Genomic DNA, 19,760 nt, shown 5'->3' on the forward strand with positions numbered 1-19,760 from the left:
CGGCGGGCATGCAAATTCGGCTCCTCGGTTCGCCGGCAATACTGGCTGGAGACCGGCGGTTGGAACATCCCTCGCGCAAGGCGATGGCGCTGCTCGCCTATCTCGCCATGCGCGCGGACGAACACATCTCCCGCGGACATCTGGCCACCCTCCTCTGGGGCGATAGTGGCGAAGAGCAGGCGCGCGCAAACCTGCGTCAAACGCTCAGCCAGCTTCGAAAGCTGTTCCAGGACGCGGGGCGAGACCCCATCATGGTCCCGTTCGACAAGGTCGTTCTGCATTCCGAAGGCATCCAGATTGACGCCCGCGCCGTCCTGAATGGCCTGGGCGATCAGGAATTGGGTGCGCTGGCAGCCAGGCCGGCATTCCTCGAGGGGTTTTTCGTATCGGCGCCGGAATTCGAGAACTGGATGATTTCCCAGCGCAGCATGATTCAGTCGCGGCTGATATCGCGACTGGAACAAGCGGCTGGCAGCGCCTCCGAACAGGGTCAATACTCGGCCGCGGCTGCGCATCTATCCGCAGCGCTTGCGATGGATCCGCTTCAGGAAAAAATGCACCGGGATCTGATGCAGGCTCTGGTCGCGCAGGGCCGAGCGGACGAGGCCCTCTCGCAGTATGAACGATGCCAAAAAATCCTGGCCAGGGAGCTTGGCATCGAGCCGGACATGCAAACCCGGAAACTGGCCTCGGAGGTACGGGCGCGGCGGCTGGCAACGCGGAGGGAAGCGCCCTCCGGCGTGGATCAGGACAAGGCTGAAGGCGCGCTCACTCTCAAAGATTCGGCCTTGGCCGGGCCAGCACATGGAGAGAGGCTCACGATTGCCGTTCCTCCCTTTGTCAGCCTGAACGGCGATGCCGAACTGGACTGCCTGAGCCGCATGCTGTCCGAGGATATCATTGCCACGCTTACACATTGGCAGCTGTTTTCTGTTCAATCGCGCACCGCGTCGCTCCAGGCGAACGGTACGGAGACCCTCGGGCAATCCATCGAGGTGAATCCGAAGGCGCGATACATCGTAGAGGGCAGCGTGCGGCGGATGGACGGCTTCATTCGTATCGCGGTGAAGCTGATCGATACCGAGGCCGGGCATCACGTGTGGGCCGAGCATTTCGATTGCGGAACGGCTGACGTTTCAAGGGCCCATGACCAGCTCGTGAGCAGAATTGTCGGTACGCTGGTCGGCCGGACCGAAGTCGCAGCCGCCGAGCGCGCGAACCGCCGAGCGCCAGCAAGCCTGGCTGCACATGAATGTGTCCTGCAAGGCAATGCCTTGCCGTGGGACGATCCCACGGGCGCCGCCGAAGCAATTCGCCTGTTCTCGAAGGCGATCGAAATCGATCCCGGCTATGGACTTGCCCATGCCCTGCTGGCGTGCATCCGCTTGAAGTGGTGGAAAAACGAGCCCGGAGAGGACGACGCGAGCCTGAACGAAGCCTACCGTCTCGCAAGAAAGGCCGTGGAGCTTGACAACAGTGAGAGTACTTGTTTTGCCACTCTTGGCATAGTCTGCCTGTTCAAGCGGTCGTTCGACATTGCCCTGCAGCATTTGCGGAGAGCCCTCGAGCTAAATCCAAACAATCAGTGGAATACCGCGGATATGGGCACCCTTCTCATGCATTCCGAGCAGCCCGAGGCTGCCTTGGTATATTTCGATCGGGCGAGGCAGATCGACCCCTATCTCGATCCGCCATGGTATTGGTTCGGCGTTGGCATGGCCAACATGCTCTTGCATCGCTACCGAGAGGCCATCATTGCCTTCGATCGATCCCCGATTCGCACCTATAGAAGAGCGGCGCTCATGGCCGGTTGCCATGCCCGGCTGGGAGATGCGAAGCAGGCGGCAGCCCTCATCGGGGAATGCTTGGCCTTGCGGCCCGGATTCCGTATCAGCATGCTGCTGGCAAAGGAGCCCTTCAAGAACCCTGCCGACGCCGCGCACATCGCCGAATGTCTTGAGATGGCCGGGTTACCAGCTTGACCTGACGAGGAGCGGTTGCGGACCAATCGCCACAATGCTACTGAGCCCGCGTCGGAAAAGGCAGACTTGGTTTGGTAAGCCCAAGTCCTTTCGGTAACGAAAGCTCTGGTCTCTGGCCTCGTGCATGAGATCCCCACGACGAACATCGGACGCCCCCGGGCGTCCAATTGTTCGTCCGTGTGGTTCTCAAACTTGAGGAACGCTCCGGTCGAACATCGACACAGGAGTAGTTCGTGCACAACCGCCACCCGTCTTTCTATGATGTCGTGATTGCCGGCGCCGGCCCCGTCGGCTTGTTTCTCGCCTGTGAGCTGCGCCTCGCAGACCTCTCGGTCCTGGTGCTGGAGCAGGCGGAGGACCCGTGCTCTGCGTTGAAGCGGCTACCCTTCGGCATGCGCGGCCTTTCGGTGCCCACCATCGAGGCCCTTTACCGTCGCGGGCTGCTGGACGACATCGCGGCGCCGCAACGCGCGAACGATGATCCCGATAGCAGCAGCGCTTCAGCTACCCCGCATTGGATGCAACAGGCGCGCCGCCCGGGCGGCCATTTCGCCGGCATCCAGTTCTACCACGACAACATCGACGCCTCGACGTGGCCATATCGCCTGCCCGGTCCAGCCGGCAACAGCATGGTGGTCGAGATGGAGCACCTTGAATCCGCCTTGGCCGCTCGCGCCAGCGCGATGGGGGTCGAGATCAGGCGCGGCTTCGGCGTCGAAGACCTCGACCCGTCGGACGACGGCGTGACCCTTCGCGCTGATGGTGAGACCTTTCGCGGACGCTGGCTCGTTGGATGTGATGGCGGCCGCAGTACGGTTCGCAAGGCTGGCGGCTTTGAATTCGTCGGCACCGATGCCGAGTTCACCGGCTATTCCGTTGAAGTCGCCATGGCCGATCCGAATAGCCTGCGCCTGGGTCGCCACTACACGCCGACAGGCATGTATACTTACTCACGGCCCGGGACGATCGCGATGGTCGAGTTCGACGGGGGCGCTTTCCACAGAACCCGGCCAATCACGCTTGAGCACGTGCAGGCGGTATTGCGCCGCGTCTCCGGTGCCGACGTCACCTTGACAGCTCTCCAGCTTGCCACGACCTGGACGGATCGCGCCTATCAGGCGACCGCATACCGCAAGGGGCGGGTGCTGCTCGCCGGCGACGCCGCGCACATCCACTCTCCCTTGGGCGGCCAGGGGCTCAATCTCGGGCTTGGCGACGCGATGAACCTGGGATGGAAGCTCGCCGCCACCATCCGTGGCGACGCGCCGGCTGATCTGCTCGACAGCTATTTTAGCGAACGGCATCCGGTGGGAGCGCAGATCCTTGACTGGTCGCGCGCCCAGGTCGCACTCATGCGGCCGAGCCGGAGTTCGCGCGCGCTCGAAGCCATCATCCGTGATCTCATCGACACACGCGACGGCGCGACATATTTCGCCGAGCGCGTGTGGGGTGTTTCTCTCCGCTATGACCTCGGCGGCAGTCATCCGCTGGTGGGCCGCAGCGCTCCCGACTTCGAGTTGGCCGATGGGACGAAGCTCGGCGAACTCCTCAGGAAAGGGCGAGGCCTAGTTCTGGACTTTGACCCTCGCTCTCCCCTTCGAGCACTTGCAAGCCGCTGGGGTGGGCGAATTCCTTATAGTGCAGGCGACGCCAAGGAACCGTTGGGTTTGAGCGCCGTACTCATACGTCCCGATGGCTTCGTCGCCTGGGCTGCTGACGCTGCCCCTAACCTCAAGGAAGCCGCTCAGGCCGCATCGCGATGGTTCGGCGAACCCGGATAGCTGCGTGAATCTGGCTCGGGCATACTCCGTGACTTTCGCACAGGCCGGGAGGGCCGCTTTGAATCAAATGCGGATTCTGGTGCCCAGCAGTACCCATTTTCTTTTGGAAATCACTTTGCGTGAAGCAGCCTGCCGACCCCCGACTGAACCAGCATGCTGCTCGCCTTGATCGTCACTTCGCAGGGAAATCGGTCGAGACTGACACCGCGCGCCATTCAGACAAGATGGCGGCATCAGACACATGCTTCGCTTCAATTGCAGCAACGGTATCGCTGCCAAGCGGCAGGCGCACTGGCGGATTGGGCGCATCAACGAATGCGATCAGCACATCCGCCAGCTTCGCGGGATCGCCCGGCTGATTGTGGCTGAGACCGGCAGCGATCGTCCGGACTTTGCCGGCCGTTCCGTCATAGTCGGCGATCCGCGTCGGGCTGACCGACAGGGAGGAGGAGTCCAAAAAGTCCGTCCTGAAATAGCCAGGCTCGACCACGGTGACGTGGATACCCAGAGGTTCGAGTTCGGCGTGAAGCGATTCACTCAGCCCCTCGACCGCAAACTTGGTCGAGGAGTAGATGCCGAACCCGGCACCAGCACGATATCCGCCGATCGACGAGATGTTCAGGATACGTCCAGACCGCGCTTTGCGCATGTAAGGCAATACGGCTCGGGTGACAGTCAGCAGCCCAAAGACGTTGGTGCGGTAGACCGCCTCGACCTCGGCCGCGGATGCCTCTTCCACAGCCCCCATCAATCCAAACCCTGCATTGTTGAGCAGAATATCGATCCGACCGAAGCGATCGATCGCAGCCTTGGCAGCGGCAGCGGCCTGATCCTCGTTCGAGACATCGAGGGCTACAGCAAGCAAATTGGCGTGACTGCCGAAACGATCGGTCACCGCTTGCGGATCCCTTGCTGTCGCAACAACCGCGGCGCCCTTGGCGAGCGCGCGTTCGGTTATCAGGGCGCCGAAACCGCGTGATGCACCGGTAACGAACCAGGTCTTCATGACACATTCCTCCAGATCAAAACTGTGGCGGCTCGGGGGAATCCTTAGGCCAGCACTTCAGCGAGTTCGATCAAATTACCGAACGGATCGCTGAAGAAGGCCAGACGTCGGCTGATTGCGGCAAGCTCGAACGGCTCGGTCACGATGGTCACGTCGCGCGACCGCAGCTTCTCGACTGTCTCGTCAACACTGGTCACGTTGAGGCAGAAATGGTGGTAGCCGCGATATTTCAGGCTATCGCCAAGATCGGTGTAGGGCCGCACTTCCTTCGGGGCGGACTCGCCACCGCCAAGGACCTCCACATAGAAATGGTCGTCGGTTGCTGGTGCTAGATAGGCGAGCTTCTCGTCGGCATAATCCCATTCGGCAATGACGCGGAAGTCGAGCTTTTCGACATACCACCGCTTGGCGGTGTCGAGGTCGGGAGTACGCACGGCGACATGGTGGCCGCGCATATCGGCAAAGGGGGAAGCGCTGTTCTGAGGGGGCGCAATGAAATCAGCCACGGGTCTCTCCTTAAGTGTCTTGCGATTTGCCGGCATCGGCAAGAATCGCAAAGACGCGTCGATACAAAGAGTGAGAGCAAGGACGCGTTCACGCTTGAACGCGCTTTGCTCCAGGGTTCGCTGGTTCAGGGGATCGGCACCGGCGTTAGTCCCTGAGGGCAAGACTGCGCTTTTTATATTGATGGGATAAGCGGCGGAATGCTTCATTTAATAATGAGTGTAATTCAGTAATGCGCACCACCGATCTGTCAGAACTCGCGGCCTTCGATGCGGTCGCGCGGCATCGCAGCTTTCGACGTGCCGGCGATGAGCGGGGTGTCACCGCATCGGCGATCAGCCACGCGGTCAGCAATCTTGAAGCGCGGATCGGTATTCGCCTGCTGAACCGCACAACGCGAAGCGTGTCCCTAACCGATGCGGGCGCGATGCTGCTCGCCCGTTTGTCGCCGGCCTTTGGCGACATCGGTTCCGCGCTTGACGCGCTCAACCAGTTTCGTGACACGCCTTTCGGCAAGGTGCGGATCAATGCACCCAATTCCGTCGCGCCTTTCGTGTTCGGGCCGGTAATGGGGCAGCTCATCGAGGCGAATCCCAATCTGGAACTGGAAATCGTCGCGACAGATCGCCTCGTCGATATTGTCGACGAAGGCTTCGACGCCGGTATCCGTCTGGGCGAAAGCCTGCGGGACGGCATGACCGCGGTGAAGATCAAGCCAAGCCTGCGGCTCGTGGTCGTTGGGTCGCCGGCATATTTCGAGAAACATCCCCAGCCCATGAAACCTGCAGACCTGCAGGATCACGTGTGCATTCGGAATATCTATCCCAGTGGCGCGGCCTATCCGTGGGAGTTCCGTCACCATGGCAAAGCGATAGAGTTCGAGCCGACAGGGCCCCTATCCCTCGACGACCACGAATTGATGGTCGGAGCTGCCCTGTCCGGCATAACACTCGCCTATGTCTGGGAGGATCGGGCCCGCCCATACCTGGAGAACGGACGGCTCGTCGAATGTCTGGCGTCGTGGCGCGCGCCGGAGGACTGGCTCTATCTCTACTACCCCACGCGGAAATATCTCTCGGCAGGCCTGCGCGCAATCATCGAAGCGCTGCGTATCTGACCGTAGTCTCTCGCGCGGATGCCCGCTCTGTTCTGCAGTGGCGGAAAACTGGCGTCCCGGAAGGGATTCGAACCCCTGACCTACGGTTTAGGAAACCGTTGCTCTATCCTGCTGAGCTACCGGGACAGGCCAGGGAGGACGAAAGCCTGTTCGGGGTGGAAAGGTCAAGGGGTTTTGTCGTCATGATATCCGGGAAGGGCTTTCTTTCCCGAAACGGGAGACGGCGCCAGGCTCGCTCCCGAAGCTCTGGCCTGCGGACGCGGCTCACACCGCCCACGGCGGGCCCAGCCATTCGCGCAGCGCCGCGTTCATGCGGGTCTGCCAACCGCGGCCGGTGGCGCGGAACATGGAGATGACGTCGATATCGAGCTGGAGCGTAATGCGCTCCTTCGATTTCATGCTCGGGCGCAGGCGCGCCGTTACGTTGCGTTCCAACTCTTCTGCCGAGGCGGCAGGGGGGGCCGAATCGGCAATTCCAACTTGTTCGAAACTCATTCTTGTCTCTCGTTGCCTGAACTGATCACCAGTACTTACGTAAGGTATCATAGTCCGTAGCGCCGGTCGATATCTGGGGCAACACTTGTTAAGGTGATAAAACGATTTACCCGTTCCGCCTATTGCGCCGCAATATATGGTAAACCACTCAGGAAAACGGATAGGAAAACTCCAAGAAACCGGTTTCACGCCTCGATATAGATAAATTAACGACAATAGAAACTTCAATATTCAATATTTATACTAAGCGTTGTGAGGTTTGGCTAATTCAGTCCTGCAAATTATACCGTCGGGTAAAAAATGCTTTGCTTGACCTTAACGTAAGGTACGCTGGTGTCATTTACATTCATCTGGTGCAAATGCGCACCGCCTCGGCGGCCGCTGGATCGACTACATAGTCCGAAATCGGAAAGCGATTATCGGCCTTTGCGCAAGGTTGTCTGGCGTTTCGGCAAGCGACTCTCCTCTTTGGCGTTTCCGCCGTCTTCTGTCGTCTTTACGACATGCCGAATATATTCCGTTGCGGAAGGAAGCTTGCTTGCAGACATGATTCGCATCGGTCCGAGAGGCCTCCGACACAGGCGTTAACCCGATAACGGTTACGCAATCGCCGATTCTCCAATATGAGTTGACGCACGCGTCAACTACGTTCTGGCTCCAGCGCCGCCAGGGCCGCCCAGCCGAAGTCGAGCAGCGGCAGCGCCGATGCGATGAAGCCGGTGCATTCGCTTACCAGGCCTGGACCATGGATGGAGGTCTCCGTCAGAGGGTGCCGTACCACGATGGATTTGAGCTTCAACGCGGCAAGCAGATCGGCATCGTCGATGCCGACCGCCTCGCGCGGCGGCCGTTTGAGGCTCCATTGCGGGTCGAAGGCCAGATCTGCCTCGGAGAGACTGGCGCTCATGGCGCGGAAGCGTTCGGGCGCAGCGATGATGGCCTGCCGGAAGGCGGCGAGTTGCTTCGGCTCGAGATCGTAGAAGCCGGCAGCGGCAAAGCAGCCCTCCGGGGCGATATGGATGTAGAAGAGGCCGGGATCGCTCTTGGTGCCGGACCGCGTCATCACCGCACCCGCATGGGTCTTGAAGGGGCGCTTGTCCTTGGCAAAGCGCACATCGCGATGGATGCGGAAGATCGAGCTCTTGGGCGTGCCGCGCATCGGCAGTCCCTGGGCGATGCAGGCCTCGTTCAGCGCGGCGATGAAGGCACCGAGCGGACCGAGCACATGGGCCTCATAGAGGTCCCGGTTCTCCTGGAACCAGGCCCGGTCCTGGTGGAAATCGAGCGCTCGGAAAAAGGGCAGCGCCTTGTCGCCGAAGCCAGTGAAGGAGGAGGCGGGCTTGGACATGGGAGATACCAGGGCGAATCAGCGTAAGGTTTGCAGGTTCTAGATTGCATGCGCGCGTCTCTGCGTCACGGGGGCCTGGCGCGCGGACGTCCGCTCCGGGACTGATGGCATCTTGTCCGCCTGCTCCCAGGAAGTATGCCGCATCCTGCCCGACACAGAATCCCGCTATAGAGGAGCATCCCTCAGCATCAGGTGTGCGCCATGTCCCTTGATCCGATCACCCACGGCCCCAGCGGCAAGGCGCGGGCGCGCGGGCTTGGATTGCCGTTCGTGAGCCCGACTGGACCGTGCAATGCCATCACCGACGTACCAGGGATCGCTGTCGGCATGAGTACGCTGATCCAGGGCCAGAGCATCCGCACCGGCGTTACGGCCGTGCTGCCCCGCCCGGCGGCAGATCTGATGGAGCCGGTCTGGGCCGGCTTCTTCGCCCTCAACGGCAATGGCGAGATGACGGGCTCGCATTGGATCGAGGAAGCCGGCTGCTTCGCCGGGCCCGTGCTGATCACCAACACCATGTCGGTTGGCATGGCCCATCACGGCATGGTGCATTGGCTGGCCCGGCGCTTTCCGGCCGAGCTCGCCGATGATTTCTGGCCGCTGCCGGTGGTGGCCGAGACCTATGACGGCTATCTCAACGACATCGCTAGGCTTGCGGTGACGCAGGCCGATGTCACCGCGGCGCTCGATGGTGCCGCCTCCGGCCCGGTGCCCGAGGGCAATGCCGGCGGCGGCACCGGCATGATCGCCTATGAGTGGAAGGGCGGCACGGGCACCGCCTCGCGGTTGGTCACGATCGGCGTCGACGTCTTCACCGTGGGCGTGCTCGTGCAGGCCAATCACGGCCGCCGGCCCTGGTTCCGCATCGCCGGCGTGCCGGTCGGCGAACGCCTGCCCGAAGGCGCCTTCCGCACGCGCGAGCAGGGCTCGATCATCGTGGTCATCGCCACCGACGCACCCTTGCTTCCCACGCAATTGAAGCGCCTCGCCCGTCGCGCGGGCCTCGGGGTCGGGCGGGGCGGCACGCCGGCAAGCAATTCTTCGGGCGACATCTTCCTCGCCTTCACCACCGCCAACGGTCAGGGCAAGCTGCCGGAACCGGCGCGGATGAGCTTCGCAGCCGTGTCGAACGATCTCCTCGACGGGCTGTTCCTCGCGGTGGTCGAGGGCGTGGAGGAGGCGGTGGTGAACGCCATGCTGGCAGCCGAGACGATGAAGGGCCGACAGGGGCGCGTGGTCGAGGCGATCGACCATGAGGCGCTGCTGAGGGCGATGCGGGGGTAGCCCTGGGATCGCAGGGAGATTACCCCCTCCGCCGTCTCTCCCGACCCCCACGGCCCGTCTCTCCGTCCCCGCCGCGCTTGAAGGTAATGCCCAATTCGGCCTCCAGATGCGGAAAGGGGTCGGATTTGTGCGGTATCGCCATGGCGCCGACGAAATGCGCCTGGAAGGAGGGCTCGATCGCCGTCTCGATCTTCTCGATCTTGCGCACCACCTCCTCGATCTCCTTGCGGGCCGAGGAATTGAGCAGGGCGATGCGGGCACCCGTGCCGGCGGCGTTGCCGGCCGAGCCGACCTTGTCGAGCTCGCAATCCGGCACCAGGCCGAGGATCATGGCGTGCTTGACGTCGATATGGCTGCCGAAGGCCCCGGCCAGCGTGATGCGATCGACCGTAGCCACACCGTAATGGTCCATCAGCAGGCGCACGCCGGCATAGAGCGCGGCCTTGCCGAGCTGGATGGCGCGCACGTCGTTCTGGGTGATGGAGATGCGCGGCTCGCCCTCGCGGATGAGATAGCGGAAGGTGCGCCCATCTTCTTCGACGCGCGGCGAGCGGGCGGCCAAGGCGCCATCCACCACGCCATCGGGCGTGATCAGGCCGGCGAGCAGCATCTCGGCGATGGCCTCGATGATACCGGAGCCGCAGATGCCGGTGACGCCGAGGCTGGCGGTTTCCTCGGCAAAGCCCGGCTCGTCCGACCAGAGGTCGCAACCGATCACCTTGAAGCGCGGTTCCAGCGTCGCGGGATCGATGCGCACGCGCTCGATGGCGCCGGGCGCGGCGCGCTGGCCGGAGGAGATCTGGCCGCCCTCGAAGGCCGGGCCGGTGGGCGAGGAGCAGGCAAGCAGGCGCTCGCGATTGCCGAGCACGATCTCGGCATTGGTGCCGACATCGACGAGCAGCGAGACTTCGGGCTTCAGATAAGGCCCTTCGGAGAGCACCACGCCTGCCGTGTCGGCGCCGACATGGCCGGCGATGCAGGGCAGCACATAGACATAGGCGCCGCTCGAGAGCGGCAGGTTGAGGTGGGCCGCACGGGTCTGGTAGGCGCCATCGATGGTGAGCGCGAAGGGCGCGCCGCCGAGCTCGGTCGGGTCGAGACCGAGGAAGAGATGGTGCATGATCGGGTTGGCGACCACGGTCATCTCGAGGATGTCGTTCGAGATCAGCCCGACCTCTTTCGTCACCGCGGTGGCGATCTCGCCGATCGCCTCGCGCACGGCATTGGTGAGCTCGACATCGCCGCCCGGATTCATCATCACATAGGAGACGCGGCTCATCACGTCTTCGCCGAAGCGGATCTGCGGGTTCATGATGCCGGAGGAGGCCAGCACCTCGCCGCTGGCAAGGTCGCACAGATGCGCGGCGATGGTGGTGGAGCCGATGTCGACGGCAAGGCCGACACCCTGCTCATGCAGGCCCGGCCAGACGCCGACGATCTCGCGCTTGTGGCGGATGGCCACGGTCACCGACCATTTGCCGTCGCGCAGGGCCTTCTGCAGGAGGCGTAGCGATTCCAGCGGCGCGGTGACGTCTTTCAGCTGCCATTGCTCCTCCAGCGCCTCCTGCAGGCGGCGGAAGTCGCTGGAGGGATCGTGCATGTCGGGTTCGCGCACCTCGACATAATGCAGCGCCACGACCGGCTCGATGGCGATGTCGCGGATCGCGGCGCTCTTGCGCACCACCTGGCGATGGACCTGGCTGTCGGGCGGCACGTCGATGACGACGTCGTTGCAGACCCTGGCCTGGCAGCCGAGGCGCCTGCCCTCCTGCAGCGGCCCGCGCTTGGAGACGTAGCGCGCCTCCACCGCATTCCACTCGGTGACATTGTCAGGCGCCGAGACAATGCCCAGCTTGGGAAATTTGCCCTCGCCCACCTCGATCTGGCAGCGCCCGCAGATGCCGCGCCCACCGCAGACCGAATCAAGGTCGACGCCGAGCTTGCGCGCGGCTTCGAGTACGGAGGTGCCTTCCGGGAAACGGCCGCGTTTACCGGAGGGAGCGAAGAAGACGAGAGGGTTGGTCATCGGCAGGTATTCCCGGGTGCGCGGACATCTTGTCCGCACTTCCCCATCCTATAAGCGAGTCGTTTCCAAGATGCGGACATCGCGACATGCTTGCATGTCGCTGTGATGTCCGCGCACCCGGCAACTTACCCGCGCGCGCGGCGGCGTTCGCGGCGGCCGGCACCGGCAGCGCCTTCGGCGGCCTCCGGCTGCGGCTCGCGGAACTTCTTGATCCAGCTCATGCAGTTCGGGTCGTGGCCCATTACCACGTCGGCACCCAGGATCGCCTGGATGTCTTCGAGGTGCAGCGGGTTCATGATCGCCGAAGTCATGCCGGCGCCGATCATCATCGGCAGGAAGGAGGCGTTGAGGCCGCGGCGGTTCGGCAGGCCGAAGGAGAAGTTGGAGGCGCCGCAGGTGGTGTTGACCTTGAGCTCGCCCTGCAGACGACGCAGCAGATGCATCAGCTTCAGGCCGGCATCGTTGATGGCGCCGACCGGCATGACCAGCGGATCGACCACGATGTCCTCGCGCGGAATGCCGTAATCGGCGGCGCGCTCGACGATCTTCTTGGCGACCTCGTAGCGGACATCGGGATCTTCGGAAATGCCGGTCTCGTCATTGGAGATGGCAACGACGGCCGCGCCATACTTCTTCACCAGCGGCAGCACGCGCTCCAGGCGCTCTTCCTCGCCGGTGACGGAGTTGACCAGGGGCTTGCCCTTGTAAACGGCAAGGCCCGCCTCGAGCGCCTCGACGATGGATGAGTCGATCGACAGCGGTACGTCGACGGTGTCCTGCACCAGCTTGATGCATTCGGCCAGGATTTTCGGCTCATCGGCGAGCGGAATGCCGGCATTGACGTCAAGCATCTGGGCACCGGCCTCGACCTGGGCCAGCGCGTCGGAAACCACGCGCGAATAATCGCCGGCGGCCATCTCGGCGGCAAGGAGCTTGCGGCCGGTGGGGTTGATGCGCTCGCCGATCATCACGAAGCGCTTGTCAAAGCCCAACACCACCTTTTTCTTGTCCGAAGTGATAACCGTTTCGGTCATGGTCTGTCCGTTCCGCCCAGAGGAATTGTGATCGTCTAATTAGGGTCGCTGAAACGATAGCCGCTAGCCTGCAAGCGACAGGATTTGGCGCTGCTGGGAGCGCGGACATCCTGTCCGCTCTTGCCCTCGTCGTAGAGCGTGACGTTTCCAAGAGCGGACAGCATGTCCGCGCTCCCAGGGACTCCCAGGCTACTCCCCGTGCTTGCGCCCGAAATCCGGTTCCGCCGTCTCCTGGCCGAGATCGATGATCGAGCGGCGCACCGCCCGCGTGCGGGTGAACAGCTCGAACAGCTTGTCGCCCTCCCCCCAGCGGATCGCCCGCTGCAGATAGGCGAGGTCCTCCGAGAAGCGCCCCAGCACCTCCAGCACGGCCTTCCGGTTGTTGAGGAAGACGTCGCGCCACATGGTGGGATCGGAGGCGGCGATGCGCGTGAAGTCGCGAAAGCCGCCCGCGGAGAACTTGATCACCTCCGATTCCGTCACCGTCTCGAGGTCATCCGCCGTGCCGACGATGTTGTAGGCGATGAGATGCGGCACATGGCTGGTGACGGCGAGCACCAGATCATGGTGCTCGGGCGTCATGCATTCGACCTTGGAGCCGAGCTTCTCCCAGAACTCGCGGTAGAGCGTGAGCTTGGCCGGGTCGATATCCTCGGCCGGGGTGAAGATGCACCAGCGATTGCCGAACAGGGCGGCAAAGCCGGCATCGGGGCCGGAATGCTCGGTGCCGGCCACCGGATGGGCGGGGATGAAATGCACGCCCTGCGGCAGGAAGGGCGTCATCTGCGCCACCACCGCACCCTTCACCGAACCGGTGTCGGAGATCACGGCACCCGCTTTCAGATGCGCCCCGATCACCTCGGCGACGGACCCGAAGGCGCCCGAGGGCACGCAGAGGATGACGCAATCAGCGCCTTCCACGGCGGCGGCAAGATCCCGCGTGACCATATCGGCGATGTCGAGTTCCTCGACGCGCTTCACCACCTTCTCGCTGAGATCGGCCGCCACCAGCGTACGCGCCAGCCCCCGCTCGCGGGCAGCGCGCAGGATGGAAGAGCCGATCAGGCCGATGCCGATCACGCAGAGACGGTCGAAGAGGATGGAGGCGTCAGACATGGGAACCCTTGGGTATCCAGCCTTCTGTGCACGATGGGGCGGGGGAAGGCAACCTGGGAGCGCGGACGTCCTACGACACTCAAGTGAGTGTCGGACGATCCGCTCTTGGAACCTCGACCTCCGAAAAGAAAACGACACGGCTGTTCCCAACCGCGTCGTTCAATCCGCATCGCATATGTTTCAAGAGCGGACAGGATGTCCGCGCTCCCAGCCTATCCCCGCTTCGGGATCTCCAGCCCGCGCTGTACCGCCGGCCGCCGGAGGCAGCGTTCCAGCCAGCCGGGCACGCGCCTGAAGCTGGCATAGTCCACCAATTCGCCCGCGCCATAGAAGCCGATGAGATTGCGCACCCAGCCGAGCATGGAGATGTCGGCGATGGTGTAGTCGGCGCCCATGATATAGTCGCGGCCTTCGAGGCGCGTCTCGATCACGCCGAGCAGGCGCTTGGATTCGGCGCGGTAGCGCTCCAGCGGGCGCTTGTCCTCGATGTCCTTGCCGGCGAATTTGTGGAAGAAGCCGAGCTGGCCGAACATCGGGCCGATGAACGCCATCTGGAAGAACACCCACTCGATGGTCTCGTAGCGCCCCGCCGCGTCGGCGGGGATGAGCTTGCCGGTCTTCTCGGCGAGATAGAGCAGGATGGCGCCGGATTCGAACAGGCCGAAGGGCTTGCCGTCGGGACCATGCGGATCGATGATCGCCGGGATCTTGCCATTCGGGTTGAGCGCCAGATATTCCGGTGTCCAGCTCTCGTTCTTGCCGATATCGATGAGATGCGGCTCGTAAGGCAGGCCTGTCTCCTCCAGCATGATCGAGACCTTCACGCCATTTGGCGTCGGCAGGGAATAGAGCTGGATGATGTCGGGATTCTTGGCCGGCCAGCGGCTGGCAACGGGGAAAGCGGACAGATCGGACATGCTTATTTCCTCGAAAAATCAACGGTGCCGTCGTTGCGAGCGGAGCCAAGCAATGACGGATAAGGGGGTGATACACAGACTAACGGGTCAAGAATTCCTTCAGCGTTTCCACCACCAGCCGGTTCGCCTCTTCCGGGCCGACGGTGAGGCGCAGGGCGTTGGGCAGGCCATAGGCGTCGATGCGGCGCAGCACCAGGCCGCGCTGAGTGAGAAAGGCGTCGGCATCCTTGGCGCTCCGTCCGGGCTCCGGCGGGAAGCTCACCATCACGAAATTGCCGACGGAGGGCGTCACCGTCAGCCCGAGGGCTGTGAGTTCCTGCATCAGCCACGCCAGCCATCTGTCGTTATGGGCGATGGCGGCGGCGACATGCGCCTCGTCCCCGATCGCCGCGATGCCGGCGGCCATGGCGGGGCCGGAGACGTTGAAAGGGCCGCGGATGCGGTTCAGCGCCTCGATCACCGCGGGCGGGCCGACCATCCAGCCGAGGCGCAGATTGGCCAGGCCATGGATCTTCGAGAAGGTGCGGCACATCACGACATTGGCCGATGTCGCCACCAATTCGAGGCCGGATTCGTAGTCGTTGGCGCGCACATATTCGGCATAGGCGGCATCGAGCACGAGCAGGATGTCGGGCCGCAGCCCCGCATGCAGGCGCTTGACCTCGTCGAAGGGCAGATAGGTGCCGGTGGGGTTGTTAGGATTGGCAAGGAAGACGAGCTTGGTCTTGTCCGTCACCTTGGCAAGCAGGGCATCGACATCGGCCGTGTGATTGGTCTCGGGCGCGGCGACGGGCGTGGCGCCGGCGGCGAGCGTGGCGATCTTGTAGACCAGGAAGCCGTGCTCGCTATAGAGGGCCTCGTCGCCGGGACCGAGATAGGCATAGGCGAGGAGGGAGAGCAATTCGTCCGAACCGGCGCCACAGAGCAGGCGCGCCGGATCGAGCCCGTAGCGGCCGGCGATGGCGGCGCGCAAAGCGCTGGAAGAGCCTTCCGGATAGAGCTCCAGCTTTTCGCCGGCGGCGACATAAGCCGCCTTGGCCTTGGGGCTGGCGCCGAGCGGCGTCTCGTTGGAGGAGAGCTTCCAGACCTTGACGCCCTCGGGCGCACTCGACTTGCCCGGCACATAGGCATCGATGGTAAGCACGCCGGGGCGGGGGACAGGACCGTTCATGGGGATGTTCCGCAAGTGGAGATGGATGGGCGCGGGAAGCCTCCCCCACGAAGCTGGGGGAGGTGGGCCGGCGAAGCCGGCTCGGAGGGGGTGTGGTCAAGATGAGGTGCTTGAAGCGGAAACCCAGGACCGCGCTTCCCGCGCTCTATCCTGATCACACCCCCTCCGTCATTGCGTCGCAATGACACCTCCCCCAGCTTCGTGGGGGAGGCCGCGCACACAACTTGTGTGCGCTCGCGTCGCGCCCTTCGCCGCACGATGATCACCCCCCCGCCTTCGGCAACACGAAGGCCAGCGCATGCGAGCCGATGGGCTCGAGGCTGGTGCCGGCCGGCAGGGCTTCGGCGAGCGCCACCGCGGTCTGCCCGGGATGGAGTGCCACCAGCAGCGCCGCGCCGGCATGGGCGGGAACGCTCCAGCCTTGCGGCAGCTTGGCCGGCGCCACAGGCAGCACGGCGGAAACGAGACGCACGTCGCTCGACGAAGGGGGCTCGTCGATCGGCTTCGACAGCACATAAGTCGGCAGGGCGGCGGGATGGTCGGCACGCTCGACGAAGGGCAGGCGCGCGATGATCTTCGGCGCCGTCTCGCCCTCCAGCGCCCGCCACCAGGCGCCGGGAGCGGCCACCGGCACCAGGCCGAGATCGCCGCGCGAATGGCTGAGCGCGTGGATCACGTCGCCGGCATCGTCATGCGTCTCATAGGGCACCACGAAACCGAAATGGAAGCGCGCCACGTCGCGCATCGCCGCATTGCCGAGCGAAATGTCGCCATGCACCGTGTAGGGCGCCTGCACATGGGTGAAGGTGGCGATGATCACCCGCCAGATCGATTCCACGATATCGACAGGCAGGATGCCGTGATGGCGGCCGACGATCTCGCGCATCATCGAGGCCTCGCGCCCGGGCCGGAAAGCGGAACCCGACGCTTGCGAACGCTTGATGGCGATGAGCTTGTCGATGATATCGCCCCGCTCCATCAGGAGCTTGTGCATGCCCGCGTCGATGCGATCGATTTCTTGGCGGAGATCGGCAAGGCTGGGCGCAGGCGTCTGTGTCATGGCTGCAATCGGGAGATCGGATGCGGGGAGCCTGTCATAGGCGGCAAGGCAGGGGATGGCAACCTTCGCGCATAGGTAGCGGATTGCCCAATCTTAAAGTAACGGTTTGCAACGCTCGGGAGCGACACGCCATTCGTGTAGTATTCTCAAAAAACAATCTACCGGAGCGCCTACCATCTCACGCGTTAGTTGCATAAATTAATCAGTATTTTGCCATAAGACTCACGAGTATTCGTTACTTCACGACTTATCACGAACGCTTTACCAGGTCTAATTTTCATAATTTCGGCAAAATCAGAGCGCCATCGTGGCATCGGAGGGGCTAGTTATATTAGAGGAACTGCTCATGAGAATTTTGATCACGACAGCCATTGCCGCCGCTGGTTTGGTTATTGCCGCTTCCAGCGCCTATGCCGATGGCATCACCGATTTCTGGTCGCTCCAGAAGGGCTATGGCTACGACTCCGCCACCACCCCTGCCGCGCCCGCCGGCTGGCCGCTCTATCAGAAGTGGCTCGGCCCGGAGCCGACGCCCGCTACGGCCGCCCAGCCCACCACCATTCACCACGCCACCCTGCGCCACACCCGCCACGGCAAGGTGATCGAGCCGACCCACGGCTGATATCGAGCCTCATGGAGCTTGGGGGGGCGGAGACTTGTGCCGCCCCTTTTTGTTGAGCAAAATGAAGCGCCCTGCGGGGCGCTTTTTTGTGGGGAGCGGGGCCACATTTGCTATGGAAGGCATGACACGGAAATCTTGTCCATGGGGCAGCCGTCGAACACCGGCAAGAGGAGGCGCGGGCAATCCAGAGCGCATTCCCCTACTCCAATCCCACCTCCGCCAGCGCTGCCTTCTGCCGCCGGGCCACCTCTTCGGTCGAGAAATTCTCGATCGCCGCCTCGAACAGGTGGTGGAAGTTGAGCTCGGCCTTGAGATGCAGGAACACGCCGCCGAGGCCGATGGCGGCGCGGTCCATGAAGACGAATTCGCGCGGCACGGTCACCGGGCCCTTCGCCTTCAGCGCCTGGTGCACGGTGTACGCCTCACGTCTGCCATATTCCGCCGGCGAAACGCCGTCGGCGATGGTGCGCACGCGGTCGTCGAGCAGGGGGCCGAAGATGAAGCGCGCCCACACATTCAGCGTCTCGATCAAATCCTTCGAGAGGTTGTGGAAGCCCCAGGTCTCATACGCGGAGACGATGCGCTCCGGCTCGCCCTGCAACAGCCCGCGGTAGAGATCGACCACGCCGCCGACAAAGGCGGGCGGGAAGATGCGGATGCAACCATAATCCAGGAGATTGATGCCCGCCGCCTCGCCGCCCTCGCTGAACACCGTGTAATTGCCCAGATGCGGGTCGCCATGGATGATGCCGACATGGGCATAGGGCTGCCACCAGGCGCCGAACATCGCTGCCGCGAGGCGGTTGCGCACGGCGAGCTCCGCATCCTTGAAAGCGAGGATGCGCTCGCCGGTAAGCCAGTCCATGATGAGCAGGCGCCCGGTGGAAAGCTCCGGCCACACGCGCGGCGCGCGCACGTCCGAAATGCCGAGCGTGGCGAAGGCGTTGCGGTAGAGCGCGGTGTGCTTGGCCTCGCGCCGATAATCGACCTCCTCGCGCACGCGCTCGCTGATCTCGTGATAGATCTCGCGGGTGTCGATGGCCGCATCGAAGCGCCGGTGCAGCGCGAACAGCACCTGGAGCTGGGAAAGATCCGCCTCCACGGCGGACTGCATGTCGGCATATTGCAGCTTGCAGGCGAGCGGCGTGCCATCCTTGGCGGTGGCGCGGTGCACCTGGCCGAGCGAGGCGGCCGCCGCCGGCTCGTGCTCGAAGCTGCCGAAGCGCTCCGCCCAGGCGGGACCGAGCTCGGCGATCATGCGCCGCTTGACGAAGGCCCAGCCCATCGGCGGGGCCTGGCTCTGCAGTTTGGAGAGCTCGGCGGCATAATCGGGCGGCAGGGCATCGGGAATGGTGGACAAGAGCTGGCCGACCTTCATCAGCGGCCCCTTGAGCCCGCCGAGCGCCTGCGCCAGCGCCGCCGCGTTGGAACCGGAGGAGCCGCCTCCCACCAGCCTTGCGCCGGCCATGCGCGCCGCCACGCCGCCGACATTCACGCCCACCTTGGCATACCGCCTGGCCCGCGCCGAAAGCCGGTTCGCCTCATCATCACGCTCGGCCATGCTGCACTCCCTCAAGCAAAATGCGGTGGCATTTTGCGATTCCCGGCGCTTTGATCCGACGCTAGAACGCCCTGGTTGCGCACTGTAGATAGGGCGGCGCGGGCGAAGTGCAAAGCGGCGCGGTGGCGCACCTGGGAGCGCGGACGTCCCGTCCGCTCTTGGAAGCGGTTGGTTATCCGGCGCCGGCACACCGAATGCCGCCTGCGCTCCCAGGCTACATCCCCGCCCGCTTCAGCCTGACGATCACCGTCTCCAGCGCCTGCAGGAAGGCCGAGCGGTCCTTCTGGGAAAACGGCCGGGGACCGCCGGTGATCTCGCCGGTGGAGCGCAGCTCGTCCATCAGGTTGCGGGTGGCGAGCGCCATGCCGATCGAGGCTTCGGTGAAGGGCTTGCCGGTGGCCGAGATCACGCTCGCACCGGCCTTCACGCAGCGGGCGGCGAGCGGGATGTCGTTGGTGACGACCACGCCGGCGGGCGAGGCGCGTTCGGCGATCCAGTCATCGGCGATATCCGGGCCGGCGCTCACCAGCACGAATTCCACCAGGGGGTCGCGCGGCACGCGCATGAAACTGTTGGCGACGACATGGGTCTTCAGCCCGTGCCGCCCGGCCACGCGGTAGACCTCGTCCTTGACGGGGCAGGCGTCGGCGTCGACGAAGATTTCGATGGTCATGGCGAGGCGATAGCGCATCGGCACGCTGGAAGCGAGCCCTCGCGGCGCAGGCGCATGGCAGCA

17 protein-coding genes and 1 tRNA gene are annotated in these 19,760 nt (G+C 63.7%); 5 read left to right on the top strand and 13 right to left on the bottom strand.

All coding sequences use genetic code 11. From position 1 onward, the window contains the following. Positions 1-8 precede the first annotated feature (8 nt). Together QQL24_RS05065 and QQL24_RS05070 are read left to right on the top strand one after the other, a co-directional pair. On the top strand, positions 9-1,982 hold the full coding sequence (locus QQL24_RS05065; RefSeq protein ID WP_284310817.1) for a BTAD domain-containing putative transcriptional regulator: 1,974 nt from the start codon (positions 9-11) through the stop codon (positions 1,980-1,982). 233 nt (positions 1,983-2,215) lie between these two features. Continuing rightward, positions 2,216-3,763 (top strand): FAD-dependent monooxygenase, encoded by a 1,548-nt coding sequence (locus QQL24_RS05070; protein ID WP_284310818.1) that lies wholly within the window; start codon positions 2,216-2,218, stop codon positions 3,761-3,763. 172 nt (positions 3,764-3,935) lie between these two features. On the opposite strand, the gene QQL24_RS05075 is transcribed toward QQL24_RS05070, so the two are convergent. Together QQL24_RS05075 and QQL24_RS05080 are read right to left on the bottom strand one after the other, a co-directional pair. Further along, positions 3,936-4,769 (bottom strand): oxidoreductase, encoded by an 834-nt coding sequence (locus QQL24_RS05075; protein WP_284310819.1) that lies wholly within the window; start codon positions 4,767-4,769, stop codon positions 3,936-3,938. Between the two features lie 44 nt (positions 4,770-4,813). Next, the gene (locus QQL24_RS05080) at positions 4,814-5,275 is read right to left on the bottom strand and encodes a VOC family protein (RefSeq protein ID WP_284310820.1); all 462 of its coding nucleotides are present in this window, start codon (positions 5,273-5,275) and stop codon (positions 4,814-4,816) included. A 230-nt stretch (positions 5,276-5,505) separates the two neighbouring features. Between QQL24_RS05080 and QQL24_RS05085 the strand changes: the two genes are divergently transcribed. Continuing rightward, on the top strand, positions 5,506-6,390 hold the full coding sequence (locus tag QQL24_RS05085) for a LysR family transcriptional regulator (RefSeq protein ID WP_284310821.1): 885 nt from the start codon (positions 5,506-5,508) through the stop codon (positions 6,388-6,390). 49 nt (positions 6,391-6,439) lie between these two features. Here the strand turns inward: QQL24_RS05085 and QQL24_RS05090 are convergent. The 3 genes from QQL24_RS05090 to QQL24_RS05100 form a co-directional block, all read right to left on the bottom strand. Continuing rightward, positions 6,440-6,516, bottom strand: a tRNA-Arg gene (locus QQL24_RS05090). A 138-nt stretch (positions 6,517-6,654) separates the two neighbouring features. Continuing rightward, complete coding sequence (locus tag QQL24_RS05095) at positions 6,655-6,885, bottom strand: BrnA antitoxin family protein (RefSeq protein ID WP_284310822.1); 231 nt, start codon at positions 6,883-6,885, stop codon at positions 6,655-6,657. A 640-nt stretch (positions 6,886-7,525) separates the two neighbouring features. After that, positions 7,526-8,233 carry a DUF2461 domain-containing protein gene (locus tag QQL24_RS05100; protein WP_284310823.1) on the bottom strand — a complete coding sequence of 236 codons (708 nt, stop codon included), beginning with the start codon at positions 8,231-8,233 and terminating at the stop codon, positions 7,526-7,528. Positions 8,234-8,434: 201 nt separating this feature from the next. On the opposite strand from QQL24_RS05100, the gene QQL24_RS05105 reads away from it, so the two are divergent. Further along, complete coding sequence (locus QQL24_RS05105; protein ID WP_284310824.1) at positions 8,435-9,517, top strand: DmpA family aminopeptidase; 1,083 nt, start codon at positions 8,435-8,437, stop codon at positions 9,515-9,517. 19 nt (positions 9,518-9,536) lie between these two features. Here QQL24_RS05105 and QQL24_RS05110 read toward each other — a convergent pair whose 3' ends face one another. The 6 genes from QQL24_RS05110 to QQL24_RS05135 all read right to left on the bottom strand — a co-directional run bounded on the left by QQL24_RS05110 (position 9,537) and on the right by QQL24_RS05135 (position 16,841). Then, positions 9,537-11,543 (bottom strand): ASKHA domain-containing protein, encoded by a 2,007-nt coding sequence (locus QQL24_RS05110; RefSeq protein ID WP_284310825.1) that lies wholly within the window; start codon positions 11,541-11,543, stop codon positions 9,537-9,539. A 125-nt stretch (positions 11,544-11,668) separates the two neighbouring features. Continuing rightward, positions 11,669-12,577 (bottom strand): methyltetrahydrofolate cobalamin methyltransferase, encoded by a 909-nt coding sequence (locus tag QQL24_RS05115; protein WP_284310826.1) that lies wholly within the window; start codon positions 12,575-12,577, stop codon positions 11,669-11,671. A 189-nt stretch (positions 12,578-12,766) separates the two neighbouring features. Next, entirely contained in the window at positions 12,767-13,693 is a 927-nt protein-coding gene (locus QQL24_RS05120) for a prephenate/arogenate dehydrogenase family protein (RefSeq protein WP_284310827.1), read from the bottom strand. Between the two features lie 212 nt (positions 13,694-13,905). After that, positions 13,906-14,610: a glutathione S-transferase N-terminal domain-containing protein gene (locus QQL24_RS05125; protein WP_284310828.1), complete on the bottom strand. Its 705-nt coding sequence runs from the start codon at positions 14,608-14,610 to the stop codon at positions 13,906-13,908. Between the two features lie 79 nt (positions 14,611-14,689). Beyond that, the gene (hisC, locus tag QQL24_RS05130) at positions 14,690-15,781 is read right to left on the bottom strand and encodes a histidinol-phosphate transaminase (RefSeq protein ID WP_284310829.1); all 1,092 of its coding nucleotides are present in this window, start codon (positions 15,779-15,781) and stop codon (positions 14,690-14,692) included. 262 nt (positions 15,782-16,043) lie between these two features. Next, on the bottom strand, positions 16,044-16,841 hold the full coding sequence (locus QQL24_RS05135; protein WP_284310830.1) for a chorismate mutase: 798 nt from the start codon (positions 16,839-16,841) through the stop codon (positions 16,044-16,046). Between the two features lie 346 nt (positions 16,842-17,187). On the opposite strand from QQL24_RS05135, the gene QQL24_RS05140 reads away from it, so the two are divergent. Beyond that, positions 17,188-17,463 (top strand): hypothetical protein, encoded by a 276-nt coding sequence (locus QQL24_RS05140; RefSeq protein WP_284310831.1) that lies wholly within the window; start codon positions 17,188-17,190, stop codon positions 17,461-17,463. A gap of 199 nt (positions 17,464-17,662) precedes the next feature. On the opposite strand, the gene QQL24_RS05145 is transcribed toward QQL24_RS05140, so the two are convergent. Next, positions 17,663-19,024 (bottom strand): ABC1 kinase family protein, encoded by a 1,362-nt coding sequence (locus QQL24_RS05145; RefSeq protein WP_284310832.1) that lies wholly within the window; start codon positions 19,022-19,024, stop codon positions 17,663-17,665. A 214-nt stretch (positions 19,025-19,238) separates the two neighbouring features. Then, a complete protein-coding gene (locus QQL24_RS05150) occupies positions 19,239-19,715 on the bottom strand; it encodes a YaiI/YqxD family protein (RefSeq protein ID WP_284310857.1) in 477 nt (158 codons plus the stop codon). Positions 19,716-19,760 lie beyond the last annotated feature (45 nt).

Source organism: Labrys miyagiensis (assembly GCF_030160835.1).
In the GTDB taxonomy this organism is placed as follows: domain Bacteria; phylum Pseudomonadota; class Alphaproteobacteria; order Rhizobiales; family Labraceae; genus Labrys; species Labrys miyagiensis.

Coding starts and splice junctions, on each gene's coding strand:
- hisC (WP_284310829.1), bottom strand. CDS start 15,781: ATGAACGGTCCTGTCCCCCGCCCCGGCGTGCTTACCATCGATGCCTAT.
- QQL24_RS05135 (WP_284310830.1), bottom strand. CDS start 16,841: ATGACACAGACGCCTGCGCCCAGCCTTGCCGATCTCCGCCAAGAAATC.
- QQL24_RS05085 (WP_284310821.1), top strand. CDS start 5,506: ATGCGCACCACCGATCTGTCAGAACTCGCGGCCTTCGATGCGGTCGCG.
- QQL24_RS05140 (WP_284310831.1), top strand. CDS start 17,188: ATGAGAATTTTGATCACGACAGCCATTGCCGCCGCTGGTTTGGTTATT.
- QQL24_RS05115 (WP_284310826.1), bottom strand. CDS start 12,577: ATGACCGAAACGGTTATCACTTCGGACAAGAAAAAGGTGGTGTTGGGC.
- QQL24_RS05110 (WP_284310825.1), bottom strand. CDS start 11,543: ATGACCAACCCTCTCGTCTTCTTCGCTCCCTCCGGTAAACGCGGCCGT.
- QQL24_RS05120 (WP_284310827.1), bottom strand. CDS start 13,693: ATGTCTGACGCCTCCATCCTCTTCGACCGTCTCTGCGTGATCGGCATC.
- QQL24_RS05065 (WP_284310817.1), top strand. CDS start 9: ATGCAAATTCGGCTCCTCGGTTCGCCGGCAATACTGGCTGGAGACCGG.
- QQL24_RS05145 (WP_284310832.1), bottom strand. CDS start 19,024: ATGGCCGAGCGTGATGATGAGGCGAACCGGCTTTCGGCGCGGGCCAGG.
- QQL24_RS05100 (WP_284310823.1), bottom strand. CDS start 8,233: ATGTCCAAGCCCGCCTCCTCCTTCACTGGCTTCGGCGACAAGGCGCTG.
- QQL24_RS05075 (WP_284310819.1), bottom strand. CDS start 4,769: ATGAAGACCTGGTTCGTTACCGGTGCATCACGCGGTTTCGGCGCCCTG.
- QQL24_RS05125 (WP_284310828.1), bottom strand. CDS start 14,610: ATGTCCGATCTGTCCGCTTTCCCCGTTGCCAGCCGCTGGCCGGCCAAG.
- QQL24_RS05095 (WP_284310822.1), bottom strand. CDS start 6,885: ATGAGTTTCGAACAAGTTGGAATTGCCGATTCGGCCCCCCCTGCCGCC.
- QQL24_RS05105 (WP_284310824.1), top strand. CDS start 8,435: ATGTCCCTTGATCCGATCACCCACGGCCCCAGCGGCAAGGCGCGGGCG.
- QQL24_RS05150 (WP_284310857.1), bottom strand. CDS start 19,715: ATGCGCTATCGCCTCGCCATGACCATCGAAATCTTCGTCGACGCCGAC.